The 18,660-nt window shown below is 47.0% G+C and carries 18 protein-coding genes; 12 read left to right on the top strand and 6 right to left on the bottom strand.

Going from position 1 to position 18,660, the window contains the following annotated elements:
- Positions 1-32: 32 nt before the first annotated feature.
- From DKW60_RS24615 to DKW60_RS03205, 8 genes are all read left to right on the top strand, one after another.
- The gene (locus tag DKW60_RS24615) at positions 33-260 is read left to right on the top strand and encodes a PP0621 family protein (protein ID WP_425451285.1); all 228 of its coding nucleotides are present in this window, start codon (positions 33-35) and stop codon (positions 258-260) included.
- Positions 227-1,876 (top strand): two-component system sensor histidine kinase NtrB, encoded by a 1,650-nt coding sequence (locus DKW60_RS03235; RefSeq protein WP_245929561.1) that lies wholly within the window; start codon positions 227-229, stop codon positions 1,874-1,876. Before DKW60_RS24615 ends, DKW60_RS03235 begins: the two co-directional genes overlap by 34 nt.
- A 31-nt stretch (positions 1,877-1,907) precedes the next feature.
- The gene (locus DKW60_RS03230; protein WP_109836221.1) at positions 1,908-3,290 is read left to right on the top strand and encodes a sigma-54-dependent transcriptional regulator; all 1,383 of its coding nucleotides are present in this window, start codon (positions 1,908-1,910) and stop codon (positions 3,288-3,290) included.
- Positions 3,291-3,407: 117 nt separating this feature from the next.
- A complete protein-coding gene (locus tag DKW60_RS03225; RefSeq protein WP_109836220.1) occupies positions 3,408-4,178 on the top strand; it encodes an ABC transporter ATP-binding protein in 771 nt (256 codons plus the stop codon).
- A 56-nt stretch (positions 4,179-4,234) separates the two neighbouring features.
- Positions 4,235-5,014 (top strand): transporter substrate-binding domain-containing protein, encoded by a 780-nt coding sequence (locus DKW60_RS03220; protein ID WP_109836219.1) that lies wholly within the window; start codon positions 4,235-4,237, stop codon positions 5,012-5,014.
- An 80-nt stretch (positions 5,015-5,094) separates the two neighbouring features.
- Positions 5,095-5,937 carry an ABC transporter permease subunit gene (locus DKW60_RS03215; protein WP_109836218.1) on the top strand — a complete coding sequence of 281 codons (843 nt, stop codon included), beginning with the start codon at positions 5,095-5,097 and terminating at the stop codon, positions 5,935-5,937.
- A gap of 1 nt (position 5,938) precedes the next feature.
- Positions 5,939-6,694, top strand: a complete 756-nt coding sequence (locus tag DKW60_RS03210) for an ABC transporter permease subunit (protein WP_109836217.1) — start codon at positions 5,939-5,941, stop codon at positions 6,692-6,694.
- Positions 6,691-7,839, top strand: a complete 1,149-nt coding sequence (locus tag DKW60_RS03205; protein ID WP_109836216.1) for a succinylglutamate desuccinylase/aspartoacylase family protein — start codon at positions 6,691-6,693, stop codon at positions 7,837-7,839. The genes DKW60_RS03210 and DKW60_RS03205 overlap by 4 nt, the downstream gene beginning before the upstream one ends.
- On the opposite strand, the gene DKW60_RS03200 is transcribed toward DKW60_RS03205, so the two are convergent.
- A complete protein-coding gene (locus tag DKW60_RS03200) occupies positions 7,821-9,713 on the bottom strand; it encodes an ATP-binding protein (protein ID WP_109836215.1) in 1,893 nt (630 codons plus the stop codon). The genes DKW60_RS03205 and DKW60_RS03200 overlap by 19 nt on opposite strands.
- A 113-nt stretch (positions 9,714-9,826) precedes the next feature.
- Positions 9,827-11,080: an MFS transporter gene (locus DKW60_RS03195; protein ID WP_181389564.1), complete on the bottom strand. Its 1,254-nt coding sequence runs from the start codon at positions 11,078-11,080 to the stop codon at positions 9,827-9,829.
- Between the two features lie 147 nt (positions 11,081-11,227).
- On the opposite strand from DKW60_RS03195, the gene DKW60_RS03190 reads away from it, so the two are divergent.
- Together DKW60_RS03190 and DKW60_RS03185 are read left to right on the top strand one after the other, a co-directional pair.
- Entirely contained in the window at positions 11,228-11,464 is a 237-nt protein-coding gene (locus tag DKW60_RS03190; RefSeq protein ID WP_109836213.1) for a hypothetical protein, read from the top strand.
- A complete protein-coding gene (locus DKW60_RS03185; protein WP_109836212.1) occupies positions 11,464-11,970 on the top strand; it encodes a Clp protease N-terminal domain-containing protein in 507 nt (168 codons plus the stop codon). The genes DKW60_RS03190 and DKW60_RS03185 overlap by 1 nt, the downstream gene beginning before the upstream one ends.
- A 54-nt stretch (positions 11,971-12,024) precedes the next feature.
- Here the strand turns inward: DKW60_RS03185 and DKW60_RS03180 are convergent, their stop codons facing one another.
- Positions 12,025-13,911: an alkaline phosphatase D family protein gene (locus tag DKW60_RS03180; RefSeq protein ID WP_109836211.1), complete on the bottom strand. Its 1,887-nt coding sequence runs from the start codon at positions 13,909-13,911 to the stop codon at positions 12,025-12,027.
- Positions 13,912-13,918: 7 nt separating this feature from the next.
- Positions 13,919-14,974, bottom strand: coding sequence for a betaine--homocysteine S-methyltransferase (gene bmt / locus DKW60_RS03175; RefSeq protein WP_109836210.1), 1,056 nt, complete (start codon positions 14,972-14,974; stop codon positions 13,919-13,921).
- Between the two features lie 182 nt (positions 14,975-15,156).
- Here bmt and DKW60_RS03170 point away from each other — a divergent pair, with 182 nt between their 5' ends.
- Both DKW60_RS03170 and DKW60_RS03165 read left to right on the top strand, forming a co-directional pair.
- Positions 15,157-15,891, top strand: a complete 735-nt coding sequence (locus DKW60_RS03170; protein WP_109836209.1) for an AzlC family ABC transporter permease — start codon at positions 15,157-15,159, stop codon at positions 15,889-15,891.
- The gene (locus tag DKW60_RS03165; RefSeq protein WP_109836208.1) at positions 15,884-16,204 is read left to right on the top strand and encodes an AzlD domain-containing protein; all 321 of its coding nucleotides are present in this window, start codon (positions 15,884-15,886) and stop codon (positions 16,202-16,204) included. The genes DKW60_RS03170 and DKW60_RS03165 overlap by 8 nt, the downstream gene beginning before the upstream one ends.
- On the opposite strand, the gene DKW60_RS03160 is transcribed toward DKW60_RS03165, so the two are convergent.
- Both DKW60_RS03160 and DKW60_RS03155 read right to left on the bottom strand, forming a co-directional pair.
- A complete protein-coding gene (locus tag DKW60_RS03160) occupies positions 16,190-16,573 on the bottom strand; it encodes a DUF3461 family protein (RefSeq protein WP_109836207.1) in 384 nt (127 codons plus the stop codon). The two genes, DKW60_RS03165 and DKW60_RS03160, sit on opposite strands and share 15 nt — an antisense overlap.
- Before the next feature lie 88 nt (positions 16,574-16,661).
- Entirely contained in the window at positions 16,662-18,659 is a 1,998-nt protein-coding gene (locus tag DKW60_RS03155; RefSeq protein ID WP_109836206.1) for a hydantoinase/oxoprolinase N-terminal domain-containing protein, read from the bottom strand.
- Position 18,660 lies beyond the last annotated feature (1 nt).

Genomic DNA, 18,660 nt, shown 5'->3' with positions numbered 1-18,660 from the left:
GCTCTTTCGTCGTTTTCTAAGGAATTCCCTCAATGTTTCGTCTGTTTTTGTTGTTTGTTCTGCTTGCAGTCAGCTTGTATGCCGTAAGGTTATGGCGTAATGGTCAAATTACGCACACCACGCGTGCGCTCAAGCGTAACAAAAATAGTAAAAAAATGGTGCCCTGCGAAAAATGTGGCCTGCATATACCTGAAAACGAAGCCATAAAAATAGGGGATAGTACCTTTTGCAGTCTAGAGCACGCCAAGCCACCCGGATAACATCCGGCGACCGGACATCGGTTCCGGCATTTGCACTCAATCAGAATCCCTGGAGCCCGATACAACTTTATAGTATCTACCGACTTATTCTCATCGGAGTGCTGCAGTTACTCACGCTGACAGAAAACATGCCGATGCAGCTCGGGAGTTATGATCCAAAGCTGTTCGAAATCGTTCTGAATAGCTTCACCTTTATCTCTGTCTTAGCCATTTTTAGCGCCCATTTTCGCTGGCCAAGTTATATGGCTCAGGTGTATCTGCACCCGGCGATTGATATTATCTTCCTGTTATTGCTGATCTTCTCTAGTGGTGGCTTGCATTCGGGAATGGGAATCCTGTTGGGTTTACCTATTATCCTGCAAAATATCCTAAGACCCGGCCAAATCTCTTTAATGTTAGCGGCAATCGCCATCACCAGTTTGTTGGGGATTGAAGTGTTTATGCAGCAGGAGGCAACGCGTACAGCGTCTGACCTCTCTTATGCCGGTATCCTGACATTATTCATCTTCTCTGCGTCTTGGATGTTAGGGAAGTGGTTTGAAAAAGCCTCAGTGACTGCCGAGTTAGCAAAACGTCGTGGCGTGGATCTGGCGAATCTGTCACAACTGAATCAGTCTATTCTGGATCAGTTACAAACCGGCATTTTAGTGGTGGAGCGCTCTGGTGTTATTCGTCATATGAACCCGACAGCGTGGGATATGTTAGGACGTCCGCCAGATTGGCGTAGTAAACCACTGCGCGACTTTGCACCAGAGCTTAATGCCCATTTCAAACACTGGGTTGCCAATGTGTGTCCAAAAGTAGTGAGTTACGATATTAAACACTGGCGTACTACTGAACTCAGTTTTCGTTTGTCCCAGCTTGGTACAAGAACCAATGGTGCTGCGTTGATATACCTCGAAGATACCAGCGCGCAACGCGAAAAGCAGCAAGGTGTGAAAATGGCCTCACTGGGGCAGCTGACCGCGAATATTGCACATGAAATCCGCAACCCTCTGGGAGCGATTAGCCACGCAGCGCAGTTATTGTCGGAGTCTCCTGAGTTAAGTAAGCCTGATCAGCGAATGGTGCAAATCATTCAGGAAAACTCCAAGCGCATGAATACCACTATCGAGAGTGTGCTGAACCTGTCTCGTAAGCGTGAAGCAAGTCGCGAAAACATTGCGCTGGAAGCGTGGTTACAAAAATTCAGGGAGGACTTCGTGCGTCAGTCGGAATTAACTATGCGGCAGATCAATTTGTTTGTGGAGCCGTCGGATGCCGAAATCCAGTTTGACCCGAATCATTTTGATCAGATTATGTGGAACCTGTGCCGTAATGCTGAAAAATACGCGCACGAAAACCCTGAGGGCCTGCAGCTGGAAATTCAGTGTATGCAACCTGCTCATACCAGAGACCTTATTCTCAGTGTAATGGATAATGGTGTCGGGATCAGTGAGGTCGGTCAGGAGCGCTTGTTTGAGCCATTTTATACTACGAGCACCAAAGGAACAGGTTTAGGTCTGTTTATGGCGCGTGAGTTATGTTTAAGTAATGGAGCAAATTTAGAATACGTTCAGCTTACGGGTAAGGGTAGTTGTTTTAGAATTGTCTTCGCTCATCGCAAGAGTCGTTAAATAATATAAAAAATATCTAGAGAAGCGTCTTATGGCACAACAAAAAGTACTAGTGATTGATGACGAGCCAGACATTCGTGAGCTGCTTGAAATCACCTTATTACGAATGGGACTGGATACGGCAACAGCTGGCTCTGTGAAAGAAGCCTTGCTGACCATCCAGTCGTTCCAGCCGGATCTGTGCCTGACTGATATGAAACTACCTGATGGCACTGGTTTGGATATTGTGCGCTATATACAACGAGAGTATGCACACATTCCGGTGGCGGTGATTACTGCTTTCGGCAGTATGGAGTCTGCGGTTGAGGCACTGAAAGCCGGCGCTTATGATTTTGTTTCAAAGCCTGTTGATCTGAGTAAATTGCGCGATTTAGTGCAAACCGCTTTGACATTGTCTGGCCACACGGAAAATTCATCCGGTACCACGACAAAATCTAAAAGTGATAATACGCAAGAAAGCTCGATTATCGGTGAGTCTGAGGCGATGCAGCGTTTGAACGCTACTATTGCTAAGCTGGCTCGCAGTCAGGCACCGGTATTCATACATGGTGAATCCGGTAGTGGTAAAGAGCTGGTTGCCAACGAAATTCATAAACGAAGCCCGCGGGCGGGTGGCAGTTTTATTCCTGTTAACTGTGGTGCAATTCCTGAAAACTTGATGGAGAGTGAGTTCTTCGGGCATAAGAAGGGCAGCTTCACTGGTGCAGTCGAGGATAAAAAAGGCCTGTTTCAGGCTGCTCACAAAGGCACCTTGTTTTTAGATGAGGTAGCTGATCTGCCACTCGGTATGCAGGTCAAACTGCTACGTGCGATTCAGGAGAAAGCCATCAAACCTGTGGGTGGAACAGAGGAGGTGGGCGTTGATATACGCATTCTCAGTGCAACTCATAAGGATTTGGAGAAAGAAGTCGAAGAGGGTAGTTTCCGCCAAGATTTATATTATCGGCTTAACGTGATCAAGTTGGATGTACCTCCTCTTCATGAGCGGGGTGGCGATATTGAATTGCTGGCTAACTTCTTCCTCAAGTTGATCGCAGAACGTTGGGCGCTGGATGAAATCCATTTGTCACCTGCTGCAATGAATGCACTGAACCAATATCCATTCCCCGGAAATGTGCGTGAGTTAGAGAATATTCTGGAGCGTGCTTCAACGTTGTGTGAAGACAATGTGATTCAACCGGAAGATCTGCAGTTGCCGGATGTGAGTCCTGTTGTGAAAACTGCAGAAGCAATGCAGGCTAAAATCTCAGCCCATCCCGCATGGCAACCAGAGGCGGATGATGAGAAAAGCCAAATTCTGGAAGCGCTGGAACAAACGCGTTGGAATCGTACCGCTGCTGCCAAACAGTTAGGCATGACATTCAGACAGCTACGTTACCGTATTAAAAAGTACGAATTGGATGATGCAGGTTAACGTTTATAAGATCTGAGCCCTGTTTATTTGCGCTTGTTTTTTTTAATGGCTTCCGGTAGCGTTGGCCATATCAAAAATCAATACATTCCTTTGTGAATCGCAGAACAGGGCCCCTGCATGACATCACCCGTATTATCCGTTACCAATATCAAAAAACGATTTGGTGATCTCGAAGTATTGCATGGGCTATCGCTGGAGGCGCACTCTGGTGACGTTATCTCGCTGATCGGCTCTTCGGGGTCCGGAAAATCCACTTTTCTACGTTGTATAAACCTTCTTGAAATGCCAGAGCATGGTGAGATCAGTCTTGCCGGCGATGCGATTAAATTCAAGTCTGATCGCAACGGTGGGCGTATCGCCTCAGACCCTCAGCAAGTTCAACACTTGCGCACCCGTATTGGCATGGTCTTTCAGCAGTTCAATTTATGGTCGCACATGACAATTTTGCAAAATGTCATGGAGGCGCCTGTGCGTGTTCAGGGCTTGCCTAAAGCGGAGGCCAAAGAGATTGCATTGGAATTTCTAGACAAGGTTGGGGTCGCAGATAAACGTGATGCTTATCCTGCCTTTTTATCGGGTGGTCAACAACAACGTGTTGCGATTGCCAGAGCCTTGGCGATGCGACCTGATGCAATTTTGTTTGATGAGCCGACCTCAGCACTTGATCCTGAGTTAGTCGGTGAGGTACTGGGCGTTATGCGTCAGCTGGCGCAAGAGGGTACAACGATGATTGTTGTGACCCACGAAATGGCATTTGCCCGTGATGTTTGTAATAAGGCGATTTTCTTACATCAGGGGCTGATTGAAGAGCAAGGGCATCCATCTGAGATGTTTAGCAACCCTAGCTCGGAAAGGCTCAAGCAATTTCTATCTAATACAGCGAACTGAGCCCCATCGACTGTATTTAAAATTATCCCAAACGTGGGCAAAACTGGAGAGATACAATGAAGAAGATCCTATTACCTCTGGCAATCGCAATGGTTGCATTTACAGGCTCAGCAGTCGCTGCTGACAAGGTCCGTATTGGTACAGAGGGCGCGTATGCACCTTGGAACTTTATGGATGACAAGGGTAAATTAGCTGGTTATGAAATTGATCTGGGTATGGATCTTTGTAAGCGTGCTGAGCTTGAGTGTGAGTTCGTGGTAAACGAGTGGGATTCGATCATTCCAAACATGATCGCAGGTAACTACGACATGATCATGGCAGGTATGTCGGTGACTGATGAGCGTAAAGAAACGATTGCGTTCAGTGATGAGTATTTTCCGGCAGATCCTTCACGTTACGCCGCGGCCAAAGGCGATGAGTTTGATTTTGATAACCTGAAAGGCAAGAACATTGGTGTTCAGGGTGGAACAATTCAGGCGGCTTACGCGGAAGAGACATTCAAAGAAAATAACACCATCAAGTCATATGAGAAACCGGATCAGTCGGTTGCTGACTTAGCTGCAGGTAACATCGATATTCTGTTAGCGGATGGCAGCTTCCTTGACCCTGTGGTTGAAGGCTCAGGTGGTATGATCGTTTACGTTGGTCCGAATGTTCAGATTGGTGGTGGTGTCGCAATTGGTATGCGTCAGAAAGATACTGACCTTGCTGAGAAAATGAATGCAGCACTGACTGAAGCGAAAGCAGACGGCACGGTTGATAAGCTGGTTATGGAATACTTCAAAAAAGGTCCGTTCTACACGCCTGCTGAAGAAGAGAAGAAAGCTGCTGAGTAATTGCTAGTAGTTTCAGAGGGTGTTACCGCTATTGGTAACACCCTTATTCATTTTAAAAAGTGTTGCGGAATTAGGGGACTATGATCGATACGATCGTCAATGCATTGGTTGGGTTACTAGGTGAGGACTGGCGCGCAGGTCTGGAGTACATCACCAATGGCAAACACATGGCATGGTATGCCAGCTTTAAATTTACCCTAATCGCAGCAGTGGCTGGTGCCTTTTTTGCCGTCATATTCGGCTTGCTCGGTGCCGCTGCAAAACAATCAAAATTTGCGCCTTTGCGCTGGATCGGTAGCTTCTACGTCAATATTGTCCGTGGTGTTCCCGATGTCTTATTTTTTATATTCTTCCCACTCGCTTTTGAGCAAACGGTGGAATACTTTTTTTCCCGCGCCCGTTGTACTGCTGAAGAAATCGCTAACAACGCTGGCAGCTGGCCCCCTTGTGATGCCGCACAGTGGTATCTGAGCGGAAATGATTATCTCATCTTAGCCTGTGTTTCTCTGGGACTTGTCTATGGCGCGTTCGCGGCGAATGTGATTCATGGTGCAATGATCTCTGTTCCAAAAGGGCAGCTAGAGGCAGCCCAAGCTTATGGTTTTACTGAGAAACAAGTTTTCTGGCGATTTAAAGTGCGCCAAATGTGGGTGTATGCGCTACCGGGTTTGTCTAATGTATGGATGCTGCTGCTCAAAGCAACCTCTCTGTTATCGCTCCTGCAGATCGCCGATATCGTGTTGTGGGCTGATCGTTTGGGCGCTCCCAACTATTTGGCCAGAGCAGGGTTAGTACATCCTGATTGGCGATGGAAATATTACTTAGCCTTGTTTATTTTCTATATCATTATGGCGATGATTTCAGAGCGCGTTTTCCGTGCATTACAAAACCGTGCAAGTCGCGGAATGGTTACGGTGAACTGATATGGATTGGTTACTAGACAACGCTTTTGTGCAGGACATTATTACGCTGGCGCGTCCTGCGACGTTTAATCTCTATTTCGCACTGATTTCTATACCGCTTGGTTTTCCGTTTGCCATGTTACTAGCACTTGGCAAAAACTCGGGTAACCGTCTGATTTCATGGTTATCACGCGCGTATATCTACGCTTTTCGTGGTTCGCCATTGTTTATCCAGTTCTTTATGTTCTACAGCTTCGCACTGTCGCTGAACCGAACGCTCTGGAAGCCGATGGGGATTGATGACATCGTACTACATCCCTTGTTCTTAGGGCCTTTGGTATTGGTGTTAAATACCAGTGCTTACGCGGCTGAAATCTTCTATGGCGCACTCAAGACAGTGCCAAAAGGCGAAATAGAGGCGGCACGGGCAATGGGTATGAGTAAGTGGCAGGAGTTCTGGTCAGTGACTTGGCCAAATACGATCCGTCTTGCTTGGCCTGCTTATACCAACGAAGTCGTTTTCTTGTTTCATGCCACGGTGCTGGTCTACTTCACTTTGCCTGTTATTAATGAGCAAAAAGACTTGATGAATAAGGCTGGTGAGTTGTTTGAGAAAGACTACAACGTCTTTCTGCATTTCTCTGTTGCTGCGTTATATTTCATTGTGATTTCGATGATGATCTTCTTTGTGTTTGGTCTGGTTCATAAGTATCTGACTCGACACCTCAAGAAAGAAGAAACGCCAAAATTCCGTTTTAACCCGAAGTACATGCGATGAGCTTTAAGCAGATTACCCGTAAGATCACTGGCGATGCACCTGGTCGCACCACGGAATTACATTATTTTCGTATAGGCCCAAAGCGCAAAGCCGGAGTACCTAAAGTCTATCTACAGGCCGCCTTACATGCTGATGAGCAGCCCGGCATTATGGTGTTGCATCATTTACTTGGCATGTTGCGCGCAGCTGATGAGCGTGATGAATTAGCGGCAGAATTCGTCGTTATGCCGATGGTCAATCCTCTGGGAATGGCCAATCTGGGGTTTAACCAACATCAGGGTCGTTACGATTCGGTATCGGGTAAAAACTTTAATCGCAACTGGCTACGCTTATTCCCACTCATTAAAAATCAATTGGGTGACAAGCTAGGTAGTAATCCAGACAAAAATAAACGCCTCGTTTTAAAACTACTCGGTGAAAGTTTAAAGGCAATCAAGCCGGTATCAGCACTGGAACAACAACGTCATTGGGTCACTTTGGAAGCCTATGATGCTGATTATGTGTTTGATTTGCACTGTGATAATGACGCGTTAATTCATATCTTTGCCGTGCCTCAGTTATCTGATGAAATGCAAGCGCTGGCAGATTGGATTGGCTCAGCTGGTACTTTGCTGGCAGAAGATAGCGGTGGAGGTTCGTTTGATGAGGTTTGGCCAAGTCTGTGGTTAGATTTGAAGAAGGAATATCGAGCAGCTGCCATACCTATGCCTCCCATTGCTGCTACGCTGGAATATCGCGGCCAATCCGACGTATTTGATGAGCTAAACGAGCAAGATGACATACAGTTGTATGCTTATTTTCAAGCGCAAGGTCTGATCACTGGCGAGCCTGTAGACGCTGAAAAAATGTTTGCACCGGAACCTACTGACTTAGACGCCACGGAAATGGTGCGGGTTGATCAAGCCGGTTTGTTGGCTTACAAAGTAGAATTAGGTGACATTGTAGAGAAAGGCCAGTTGATTGCCGAGTTAGTCAAGCTGGAAGGTGAGGGTGCATTTCTAGAGCGTATCGAAGTCATTGCCGGTACCAGTGGCCGGATTATTTCCCGTAACACCACGAAGTACGTATGGCCGGGATGTTCTGTCGCTAAAATTGTCGGTACGGAGAAGTTAGAGAGTCGCGGTGATTATTTACTTGAGGACTGAGCACTAAGATCGGCGTTTTCTTTTTGAATCCAATGTTCCAGCGTCTTGTGAAGTGCAGCCATTTTAATTGGTTTCGGCAAAAAGTCATCCATACCAACTTCGAAACAATGTGCACGGTCCGCACTGAGTACATTAGCCGTTAGAGCAATAATGGGTGTTTGTTCACACTGCTGCTGCTTCTCCCATTCGCGTATGCTTAAAGTAGCATCATAGCCGTCCATCTCAGGCATCTGAATATCCATTAATACCGCAGCAAATACGTCTTGTTTAAAACTCTCAACCGCTTTGGCTCCGTTCGAGGCATGAATAACAGTCAGGCCAAACGAACTCAGCATTTTCTTCGCAACCATAGTATTGACCGGGTTGTCCTCGGCTAACAAGACTGTGCCATGTAGGGGAGGGAGTTCGGTGGCTGATAGCTTTTGTTGTTTTGCGGACTGCTTAATGCGTTTAAACGGCAAAGTGACACTGAAGGTGCTACCTTTACCGACTTGGCTATCCACCGTGATATACCCGCCCATCGCATTAACCAGCTCACGGTTGATGGTAAGACCGAGTCCGGTACCGCCGTGTTTGCGGGTAGAGCTGTTATCAAGCTGTGAGAATGAGGTAAACAGTGCTGCTTGCGCTTCTTCACTAATCCCTATACCGGTATCCGTCACGCTAAGGCGAATCTGTACGTCGTCATCAGATTGACTGACTTGTTCAGTGGATACGGTAATACTGCCAGTCTCAGTAAATTTGATTGCATTCAGCAATAGATTATTCAAAATCTGGCGAATACGCATCGGATCTGCCATCAACGTATCTGGCACATCAGGCGTTAATTCACAGCTGATGCGCAAGCCTTTTTTCTCTGCGCTTGATGACGCTGAGCTAACTACCTCATTAATAAGTTGCTTTAGGTTTAGCTCCAGCGTTTTAATCTGTAATTTACCGGACTCAATGGTAGAGAAATCCAGAATATTACTGACGATAGCCAGCAATGAGTCAGTAGAGGAATAGGCGACTGAAACGTTATCAGCTTGCTCCTGGCTAAGCGTTTTGTCGTTCATCAGGACCTCCAGCAGCCCTAATGTGCCGTTGATGGGGGTACGTAACTCGTGACTAATCACCCCTAAAAATTCATTTTTGGTATTGTTGGCAGCCTTCGCTTTGTCTCTTTCAATGGCCAGAGATTTCTGCGTTTCCAGTTGTTCCTGATATTGTGTGTCGAGTTGGTTAGCAATGTAGCTGAGGTAGCTAAACTCTTTGGAGATCAGTGGGTGCTGCTTTATTTTGGGTGTTGATTCACCTTTAGAAATTGCCTGCAGTTTCTTGTTGATACTATCCACGGGGTCAGCGACCAAGCGTTTCAGGCTGCTAAAAAGCACCATTGAAAGCAAGGCAACAGTGGATAAGACGATCCAGCGAATCAAGTTGACATGGCGGTTCACGCTCTCGCGGATAGACCTTGTATCCCATGTCATTTCTATTGTCGCTAAAGGGTCACCTTGGTAGGCCACGGTATTGGACAGCTTTTGAATACCGTCTGGTGTAGCAATGTCTATGTTGTCATTACTGCCGGCTTTGCTGAGTAAAGTGCCTGAGATATCTTTAGCCTCTACATAAATCAACGTTTCATCAACTTGACGTATGGCTTTGAGTAATTCATCAAGCTCCGCTAAGTCACTCTGTAAAATAGGAATAACGGCTGATCTGGCCAGTAGCGTAGCCGTCTGTGAATTTTTGTTGTTGTACGTTGAAATCAGATAGTCCGTTTCCAGATTACGCACCCACGCATCAGCACTAAGCGCAGCAACCAGGCAGGCGACCAGAAATACTACAATGAGTTGAGTGCTAAAATGCCAGCGACTATCTTTATTAAGTTTCATAGTGACGAAATTCAGCGACGCTTGTTACCTTGGTTTATTGTTGTTTTGCTGTGTGTGTGAGTTTAATCGAGAATACTATCATAGATAGTAGATTTGTATAATATTGAGTCAGACTAAGGGTCGGTTACAGCATGTTGTTTCTGACTGAAATAAAACCAAGCCATCGCGATGAATTGGATGGCAATGAGTACACTAAATGCGACCTGAAACCCTTCAGGCTCATATTGCCCGACTCGGTCGCTGACAAATTGGTTGATAATAATGCCGATTCCCCACTGCATGATAAACGCAACAACAAATACCAGTAGATTTAGACCGGTGTTAACCCTGCCTGCTAATTCGGCGGGAAAGCTCTGCGAGAGAATGGCATAGGTCAATACTGCGGCACTTGAAAAGAAGGTATAGCTCATCCACAGAACCGTTGAGTGTGCAGTCAATTCCAAAACAATTGCCACTTGTATCAACATAAAGATAATCATACCGGTGGTGGATACTTTGATTGGTCGAATACCAAAGCGACGTAACCAATCCGCAAACATACCGATAAAGGTGAAACCCACGATCAGTGCAACGGCAATCAAAGACAGTGTCGTTGCAATATCTTCCCGGTTCAAGTTTGCGACATCTCTTAACCAAGGACCAGTCCACAGGCTAATCACTGAGATAGAAGAGGCCTGACTTGCGACCGACCAAGGTGCAATACTCCAGAAAGTGCGGCTTTTGAAAATCTTACCGATCCCACTGATGTGTTGCTTTGTCGTTACGCCATTGTTAACAATAGGCTTATCGGGTACCACGAAGAAAACAGCGATTGCTACAAGGAATGTCACTCCTGCTAACACCCAGAATACACCTCGCCAGTCAGTAAATTGCAATGCAAACTCAACCGGTGTGGATGCCATGAGTACACCAAAACCGCCAGCGGCTAACAAGAAGCCATTAATCATCGGCAGGCGTTCCATCGGGAACCACAGCACAAAGGCCTTGAATGAGGCCATTAAGCACGCTGACACACCGAAGCCGATGAGCGCGCGTCCAACTAATAAGCCAGTCGAGGTTTCAGCTACGGCGAAGACTGCGGCTCCTGTAGCGGCGAATAACAATAATATCGCTTCAGTTTGGCGAGGACCGTATCGGTCAAGCAATACGCCCAAAGGCAATTGCGCCGCAGCAAAGGCGATGAGGTACACACTGGTCAGCAGACCAAGCTGGTTGGCGTCGAGTGACAAATCACTGGATAAATCACCAGCAATGATGGTGTTGACCACTCTGAATAAATAAGAAAGAAAATAACCGGCAGCAAAAGGCAGGAAAATTCTTAACAAAAGACCGATCGAGTAACTTGCTGTGCTGTTTGGAGTCGTCAAGGGGATGCCCTCTGTTGAAATGCGGTTGGCGGGCTGGCTTACAAACTCAGCAATAATCTAATTATCGATAGCAGTGGAAATATATCACGGAATTAACAAACGTCAATCTAGGTTGACGGAATAGATTTCGTCAATTAAAGTTGACGCATGTCTGATATTAATTCCATACCCTCACCGGATAATCCTGAAGAGGCACTCGCCGCAGTGGTGGCATTGCGCCTGATGGCTGAGAGACTAGAAAGAAACGCGGTCAAACAAGCCATCGCACAAGGTTGGAGTTGGTCACAGGTTGCTGAAGCGCTCGGTGTGACCAAACAGGCCGCACACAAACGTCATGCCGCCTATATTTCCAAAAACAACGCCAACCGGCAGGGAGATCGCTAATGTTCAAACGCTTAAAACTTCGTATCGAAGATATGAAAACCATCAGTCGCTTGATTGCCGGTGCTGATGAACAGGCACGTATTAGTGGTGAGGAAGAGCCAGGTGCGGAGCATTTTTTACTGTCAGCACTTGAGCTACCGGATGGCAGTGCTAAGCGTGTGTTTGATCGGGTAGGGATTAATGCGGATATGTTCAGGCAGGCTGTCACCACGCAATATGAAGAAGCATTGCAATCCATTGGTGTTGATATGTCGTCGGTAAACGCTGAGCCAGAGCCGCTAGAGACTGAGCGAGTGTTTCATTCCTCAAAACCATCCGGAGAAGCCGTCATGAAAAAGTTACACAAGCTAAAGAAAACTGATAAAGACAGGCCTTTGCTTGGCGCGCACGTGGTTGCAGTGGTAGCGACTATGAAGCATGGCGTTACCGCCAGAGCATTGCGGTCACTGGGCGTAGAGATTGCATCACTTCAACAAGCAGTAGACGACGAATTAGTAAGCGTTTAGCGGTATCCGTATAGTTAAGATCCTGCGCATACCTTGGCACACGTTGTTGCAGGATTACTCTTTACGGATAAATCGGGTAGTCTTGCCTGAGGCATTGATTACCTCAGTTTCGACATCATTATCTTTATTGAGTAGCAACACTCCCAGACTGCTGTCATTCACCAAACGTCGCCTGCCCAAGCCCTCAGGTTTGCGTGAGCGAACTGACATTCTGCGGCGTTTAGTAAAAAAGTTCAGCGGGGAGCGTCGTCCGTAAAGCGCCCGGTCTAATATATCAAACACATTCAGCAGCTTCTCAGGGAAGGTATTTTTGAAACCACTGGCGGTGACCTGAGTGATATCCGGGCCATTTTCACGAAAACGCAACGACACATCGTAGACAAATGAGTAGTGCACATCACCCGATAAGATAATGAAATGTTGTGGTGTTTTAGTATGCATAAATATGTTCAGAATGACATTGGCGGAACCGTTGTGTGCCATCCAGTTCTCAGCATCGACCAATAGTGGCTTACCGAAAAAGGTAAAAATTCGCTGTATGACTTCAACCAGTTTTACACCAAAAATTGGTGCAGCAGAGACCAATATAACGGAATCATTGTGAATTAATTGTTGCTGTAAATCGCTTAATGCTTCCCAGTCCATTAAGCCTGAGGGGTTATTAGAACTGCTTTCCGAGCGCCAACGATTCGTACGTGTGTCTGCCACAATAATTCTGGGATTGGTATCAACGGTGTAATCCCATTCCCTGAAATAGAGTAATTTATCGATTAGCTCCTCGGGGGAGTAGGTATCCTCTTCAAATACCTCACGGCTTTCTTCCAGTAGTTCGTCGAAGACCGTTTTATTATTGCCCCAACCCTGACACAACCAATAGGCAACCAGCGCATTACCGATAATACGTTTGGAAAAAGGGTGTTGATAGGCGGCTTCTTCCCAGCCGCGAGTGAGATTCCAGTCGTCGGTGACATCATGATCGTCAAAGATCATATACACCGGAATGTTTGCAAATGCTCGTTGTACTGCCTGTAAACCACCTACAAAGTCGTCGATGAGGGTGAGTTCGTCACGAAAGGTTTCAATGTACTCCTCAGGAATGCATTTTTCATCGATATCTACCAATTCCCACAGCGTAGGTGACCACATCAGCAGATACATCGCCATCATTTCGGCCATGGTAATCAGATGGTTATGTGAGAACCGTGCGGTAAAGATTGGCTTTTGGCTGCCACCAAAAAACAAATCCAGCATTTTTTGGTTCGCTTTGTTCTTTGGAAGTAATTCATCGCGTTTGTAGTAACAACACTGATCATCGAGTAGAGAATTGTTATCGCTAGGGTTCGATCCATCCCATGATTCATGTGATAGCTCAAGTAAATCCGCGACTTTGTGAATCGCTCTAAGCGTTGGCCCAGCCACGTCATCAGCATAGATTTGATCGCCGGACATAATAATCAGGTCAGGGCGCTCTTGTTCATCCAGCAGGTGCTTGGCAATTTGCTGATCGAGTTCAGCCAGTGCGTCTTTAGATTCACTATGAGGTTTGCGACATGAGCCGTGAATGACTTTTTTCAGGTGAGAGCGTAAGTAAAATCCCGGGCGCTCCTGTTTGTCATAGCATAATTCAGGGAGGAGTTCTGTCAGTGTTTTGGACTGGCCATCCACCTCAAAACCAATTTGATAATCGAAGAAAGTATCCTGAGGGAAGGGAGTATCTGGATTAATACTGAGTAGAACTATAAAGGCTTTTTTGCCAATTCTGACGGATTGATATTGTGCTTCCGTCAGTATTTGGTCGAAAAGCACGCCATCAGACTCTGCCGATAATATCAGCTTGATAGACTCCGGGCGCTGACTCAGGGCTAGCCACACAGTAAAACAATCCTTCGTGCACTTACGAAGGACCGGGCCAGCCAATATTAGGGGCAGAGCTTTTGGCATAAAGGGTTTATCCGCGTCTGCGACGACGCTCCTTGCGAGGGGCGCCATTACCGCCGGAAACAGCACCATCTAATACGCTCATGTCACCACGGTTTTGCGCTTTAGCACCTGTAGAGACTTCTCCCAAACGTGTTTCGACCTCTTCAATCGTTGGTTTGTCACCTTTGATGTGATTATCCAGCGCTTCACGCATCGCACGAATATGCTCCGGTGTGGTACCACAGCAGCCGCCGATAATTTTTGCCCCTGAATCAATGGCCATACGCACGTATTCCGCCATAATTTCGGGCGTACCGTTGTAATGGATTTTACCCTCAACGTATTCAGGGATGCCGCAGTTTGCTTTGGCGACGTATATATTCTCTTCTTTGTCTGACGCGTTGCCCATATTTAAAATGGCGACGACTAACTCGGAAGCACCAACACCGCAGTTAGAACCACAGGCAACAGGCGGATGTTCTGAGTTTTCATACAGATTTACTAGATCAGCTGGGGTGACGCCCATCATGGAGCGCCCATTAATATCAAAACTAATAGTCGTGACAGCAGGTAAACCGGTTGTTGCGGCGCCTTCCAGAGCGGCTTCAACTTCCTCGATGGAAGACATGGTCTCGATCCAAAGCAGATCTGCACCGCCATCAGCCAAGGCTTGTGCCTGCTCGGCAAAGGCCGCAACCGCTGATTCTTTGGTGAGTGCACCCATTGGTTCCATTAATTCACCGGTGGGCCCCATTGAGCCTGCGACCAATACTGTATGATCAGCGGCATCGGCACATTCACGGGCCACTTTAGCACCGGCGTGATTAAGCTCGGTAACACGGTCCTGAGCGTCATGCAGCTTTAAGCGAAAGCTAGTGCCACCGAATGTGTTGGTGAGCACGATGTCTGAGCCTGCTTCAATGAAGCTATTATAATTAGCGGCGATCCGGTCTGGGTGATCCACATTCCACAGCTCCGGAGAATCACCGGTTTGTAGCCCCATAGCGAATAAGTTTGTACCGGTAGCACCATCGGCTAACAGATAGGGGCGTGTTTTTAATAATTCTCGAAGACAGTCAGACATGGTTATTCCTAAACAGAGTATTTTTCTGAACTCTAGCGTGATGTCACACCGATAACAAGGTGGTTTTACATGGCTTTACAGTTGTTTTGTCGATGGCTTGTTATAAACAGGAATTTCGTGACCTGCTCAGTGCATCACGCTAATATTGCGACCTGTTTTATATTGTGCGGGTGAGGGGAAAGATGTCGGGCAAACGCTTTGATGGAGGCCTGTTTATACGCGGGGCGAGGGATATTTTACCACTAATTCTGGCAGCTATTCCGTTCGGTATTGTATACGGTGCGATGGCACAGTCTCTGGGCCTGACTCACTGGGAAGCGATGGGTATGTCGCTATTTGTCTTTGCCGGGTCTTCGCAGTTTATTGCAGTAACATTATTGGCCAGTGCTGCTGCATTGCCAGTGATTGCGATGACTGTGTTTATCGTCAACCTTCGTCATATGTTATATGCCGCCAGCCTAATGCCTGTGGCTGAAAAAATACCTGCCTTATTACGGGTACCAATGGCTTTTTGGTTGACGGATGAGGCCTATGCAGTGGTAGCCAATCGGTTGCGTGCAAAGCTCGATGATGGCAAAGGGTTTTATTCCTATTACATTGGCGCAGCGCTGATTATGTATCTGAACTGGCAGCTGTGTACTTGGATTGGTATTACTGTCGGGGAAAAAGTACCGGATATGACAAACTGGGGGCTGGATGTAGCGATGGTGGTGGCCTTTATCGGTATTGTGGTGCCGTCCTTGCAGCATACCGCGCATTGGGCTTGCGCTGTCACTTCGGCGGTTTGCATCTTGCTGACTTACGACTGGCCGCATCAAACCGGTTTATTGTTCTCATCGGTGATGGCTATTGTGGTGGGAATTATTGTACTAAAACAGCAGCAAAACACTGCAGAGCGGAGGGCAATTCATGAATGATTATTGGTGGTTGATTGTCGCGATGACAGCACTAACATTTATTCCACGTTATTTGCCTTTGGCATTGGCAGGTAAAATCCATATTCCACCTTTGTTGGTGCAGGCCTTAGAATTTGTGCCAATTGCCGTGCTGACGGCGATTATTGTACAAGCGAGTTTGGTGCGCGACGGTGCAATATTGGTGAGTACGGAGAATCATTATTTGATCGCCTCCGTACTTGCCTTTGTCACTGCCTTGCTGAGTCGTCACCTGATGCTAACTATTGTGGTTGGCTTAGTGACGTTTTCTGTGTGTCGCTTACAGCTCTTTTAGCAGGCTGCGCATTTCTTCGTGAGCAGATTTAATCTCTTGTTCGATCTGCTCCATGCGATCGATAATGTGTTGCTTCTTATCGACCACAGAGTCCTGAGCTTTTAACAGTCGATCTAACTCAGAGACGGCTTTGAGCAGGAACGGCGAGATTTCATAAACTTCGCGAGACTCTTGGTTTCTGTCACCGGTAGCAATCATTTTTGCAGAGCGACCAAATCTAAAGGTTTTTCGTTCAGGCAGAAAAGAACCTTTTTTGCGTTTGTAGAAGATTTTCAGGACGTCACCTTTGCCTTCTTGGTGAAGCGTATAATGTCTGATTTCTCCAGCGCGGCTAATGTCCATCTCCGCTAGGGTTGGGTAGCTACTCATGAGGGTAGGTTCCTTTTGTTGTTAGAAATGTTATGCGCACATTGTAAAGCAAAATTGTGCGATGTGCAGATGCTAGCAAATCAAATTGCTATTTTATTGACCCAAGACAATTCGCAGTGATTTTTGCTGAAATAAGCCCTGCATCCCCCTCCATTCCCGGTATGTCTAAACGCTCAAGCTCAGAACTGATACTCAGATTCTGCGCACTCATCGCCTCAGCTTTTTCAGTCGCTATTGCTTTAGCCATTGCTGTCGCTTTTTCTAAAGCTTCGGAGGGTGAGCTGATAAATATTGGCTTTCCATCATGATGAATTCGGTAACCACCTTGCTCTGCGGAACTAATTTCAACGGTGGCGTTTGCCTTTATCATGCCAATTGCTGCACCAATTGCATTAGCAACTTCACTGCCTTGGGGAGTAATCGGAGTAATTCCCAGGCGACTGCCTACATCACCATAAAAGACCTGTGCCGGCCCACCAACAGCAACCAGCGGAATGCGGGGTGTAAGTGCTAAGTTCAGGTCTCCTAACTGTGTGCTGCCGTGCGTGATGCTGCTGATAATCGGGTCATCTTGCGGATAGCTATGACCACTTAATCGCTCAAGTAACAGGTGAGTGCTTTTGGCGACCATGGCGTCGAACACTTCCTGTGCGAAGGTGCGGCACTCGATATCGATATTGGCATCGTTATAGCTGACTTTACCGTGCGACCGACCAATCATCAGGCAAACTAATTCTGCCGCTTCGCGAGACCATTGTGATTGCCTATCCAGAACATGCGCAGCATCGCTGGGGGTAAATCCTCCGATTTGGAGTAAGCCACGATCCACTAAACGAGTCACTCGATTTCGATCAGAGACGCGATTCACTAGTTGTGACCATCGCACCGGTTCGTTAGTGATTATGTTTAAAAACTGTCGGTCTGCATCACTAATATCAGCGGGTAGAGGGTGGCGATCAAAGCCATCCGGCCGTAGCAAGAACATGGTAGCAGCGCCAAGCCCCATGCCTTGACTGAGACTATGTTTTAAGTCCTTAATCACTGATGGCCAGCGGTGGCCCAGCAGTGCCAGTGGAACCACACGATTTGCCTGTAGGTGAATACGACCACGATGATCAATTTCAATCGCACTGTCGCCACCTAAACCGATGGTTTGCATATCAATGGCGTTGACCATGGTACGAAAACCACCAATCACCGAACCTGCTTCATTCAGCTCCGGCCAGCCATTTTTAACGATAGCTACATCAGTCGTTGTACCGCCAATATCGGAAATGATGAAATCACTTTCACCGGATAAAAAGTTAGCGCCAATCACGCTGGCCGCCGGACCGGAAAGAATAGTTTCAATCGGCTTTTCAACCACGGTATCAGCACTGGCAATAGAGCCATCACCTTTGACAATCATTAGTGGTGCGTCGATATTGTGACCTCCCAACGCATCCCGTACCGCATCCACCAACGTCACAATTAATGAAATGATGCGAGCATTGAATGCCGCAGTGAGTGCCCGCCGTGGGCCGTTCAAGGCTTCGGATAAATCGCAGGAGGCAGTTACCGGACAGCCAATAATCTCACGCACTAATGTTTGCGCCCTCCGCTCATGGGAAGGGTTACGAACGGAGTAATGAGCAGCCACCGCATAAGCACCGACCTTGTCTTTATTGGCCTCCAAAGTGTCACGAATACTGCCTTCATCAAGTGCAACTGTTTCAGAGCCGTCATGAGTATGACCGCCATTAACACGCTGAATTATTGCACTAGGTATGGCTGTTTCCAGGTTGCTACGTTCCAGCATGACATCGTCAAAGCCAATCAGCAGCACACCAATTTTCGAGCCTTGGCCCTCAACTAATGCATTGGTAGCCAGTGTTGTGGAGAGTGAAACCAGTGAAATATCTGCAGCGCTGAGTTGCCCTCTAGTCGTAGCCATCACGTTATTCAACGCTTCGATCACACCAATGGATAAATCACCGCGCGTTGTCAGCGCTTTTGCAGAAGCCACCAGCTCGCGAGTCGCAGTGTTGATAATCACTGCATCGGTGTATGTGCCGCCGGTATCAATACCGATATTGTAACTACTCATG

This window comes from Leucothrix pacifica (genome assembly GCF_003172875.1).
GTDB lineage: Bacteria > Pseudomonadota > Gammaproteobacteria > Thiotrichales > Thiotrichaceae > Leucothrix > Leucothrix pacifica.
Note: the sequence above shows the minus strand (reverse complement) of the source record. Positions and strands in the feature narration are given on the sequence as shown.

What these genes read in the sequence shown, in the direction of transcription:
- DKW60_RS24615 (WP_425451285.1), top strand. Translation starts at nt 33, where the DNA reads ATGTTTCGTCTGTTTTTGTTGTTTGTTCTGCTTGCAGTCAGCTTGTAT.
- DKW60_RS03230 (WP_109836221.1), top strand. Translation starts at nt 1,908, where the DNA reads ATGGCACAACAAAAAGTACTAGTGATTGATGACGAGCCAGACATTCGT.
- DKW60_RS03225 (WP_109836220.1), top strand. Translation starts at nt 3,408, where the DNA reads ATGACATCACCCGTATTATCCGTTACCAATATCAAAAAACGATTTGGT.
- DKW60_RS03220 (WP_109836219.1), top strand. Translation starts at nt 4,235, where the DNA reads ATGAAGAAGATCCTATTACCTCTGGCAATCGCAATGGTTGCATTTACA.
- DKW60_RS03215 (WP_109836218.1), top strand. Translation starts at nt 5,095, where the DNA reads ATGATCGATACGATCGTCAATGCATTGGTTGGGTTACTAGGTGAGGAC.
- DKW60_RS03210 (WP_109836217.1), top strand. Translation starts at nt 5,939, where the DNA reads ATGGATTGGTTACTAGACAACGCTTTTGTGCAGGACATTATTACGCTG.
- DKW60_RS03205 (WP_109836216.1), top strand. Translation starts at nt 6,691, where the DNA reads ATGAGCTTTAAGCAGATTACCCGTAAGATCACTGGCGATGCACCTGGT.
- DKW60_RS03200 (WP_109836215.1), bottom strand. Translation starts at nt 9,713, where the DNA reads ATGAAACTTAATAAAGATAGTCGCTGGCATTTTAGCACTCAACTCATT.
- DKW60_RS03190 (WP_109836213.1), top strand. Translation starts at nt 11,228, where the DNA reads ATGTCTGATATTAATTCCATACCCTCACCGGATAATCCTGAAGAGGCA.
- DKW60_RS03185 (WP_109836212.1), top strand. Translation starts at nt 11,464, where the DNA reads ATGTTCAAACGCTTAAAACTTCGTATCGAAGATATGAAAACCATCAGT.
- DKW60_RS03180 (WP_109836211.1), bottom strand. Translation starts at nt 13,911, where the DNA reads ATGCCAAAAGCTCTGCCCCTAATATTGGCTGGCCCGGTCCTTCGTAAG.
- bmt (WP_109836210.1), bottom strand. Translation starts at nt 14,974, where the DNA reads ATGTCTGACTGTCTTCGAGAATTATTAAAAACACGCCCCTATCTGTTA.
- DKW60_RS03170 (WP_109836209.1), top strand. Translation starts at nt 15,157, where the DNA reads ATGTCGGGCAAACGCTTTGATGGAGGCCTGTTTATACGCGGGGCGAGG.
- DKW60_RS03165 (WP_109836208.1), top strand. Translation starts at nt 15,884, where the DNA reads ATGAATGATTATTGGTGGTTGATTGTCGCGATGACAGCACTAACATTT.
- DKW60_RS03160 (WP_109836207.1), bottom strand. Translation starts at nt 16,573, where the DNA reads ATGAGTAGCTACCCAACCCTAGCGGAGATGGACATTAGCCGCGCTGGA.
- DKW60_RS03155 (WP_109836206.1), bottom strand. Translation starts at nt 18,659, where the DNA reads ATGAGTAGTTACAATATCGGTATTGATACCGGCGGCACATACACCGAT.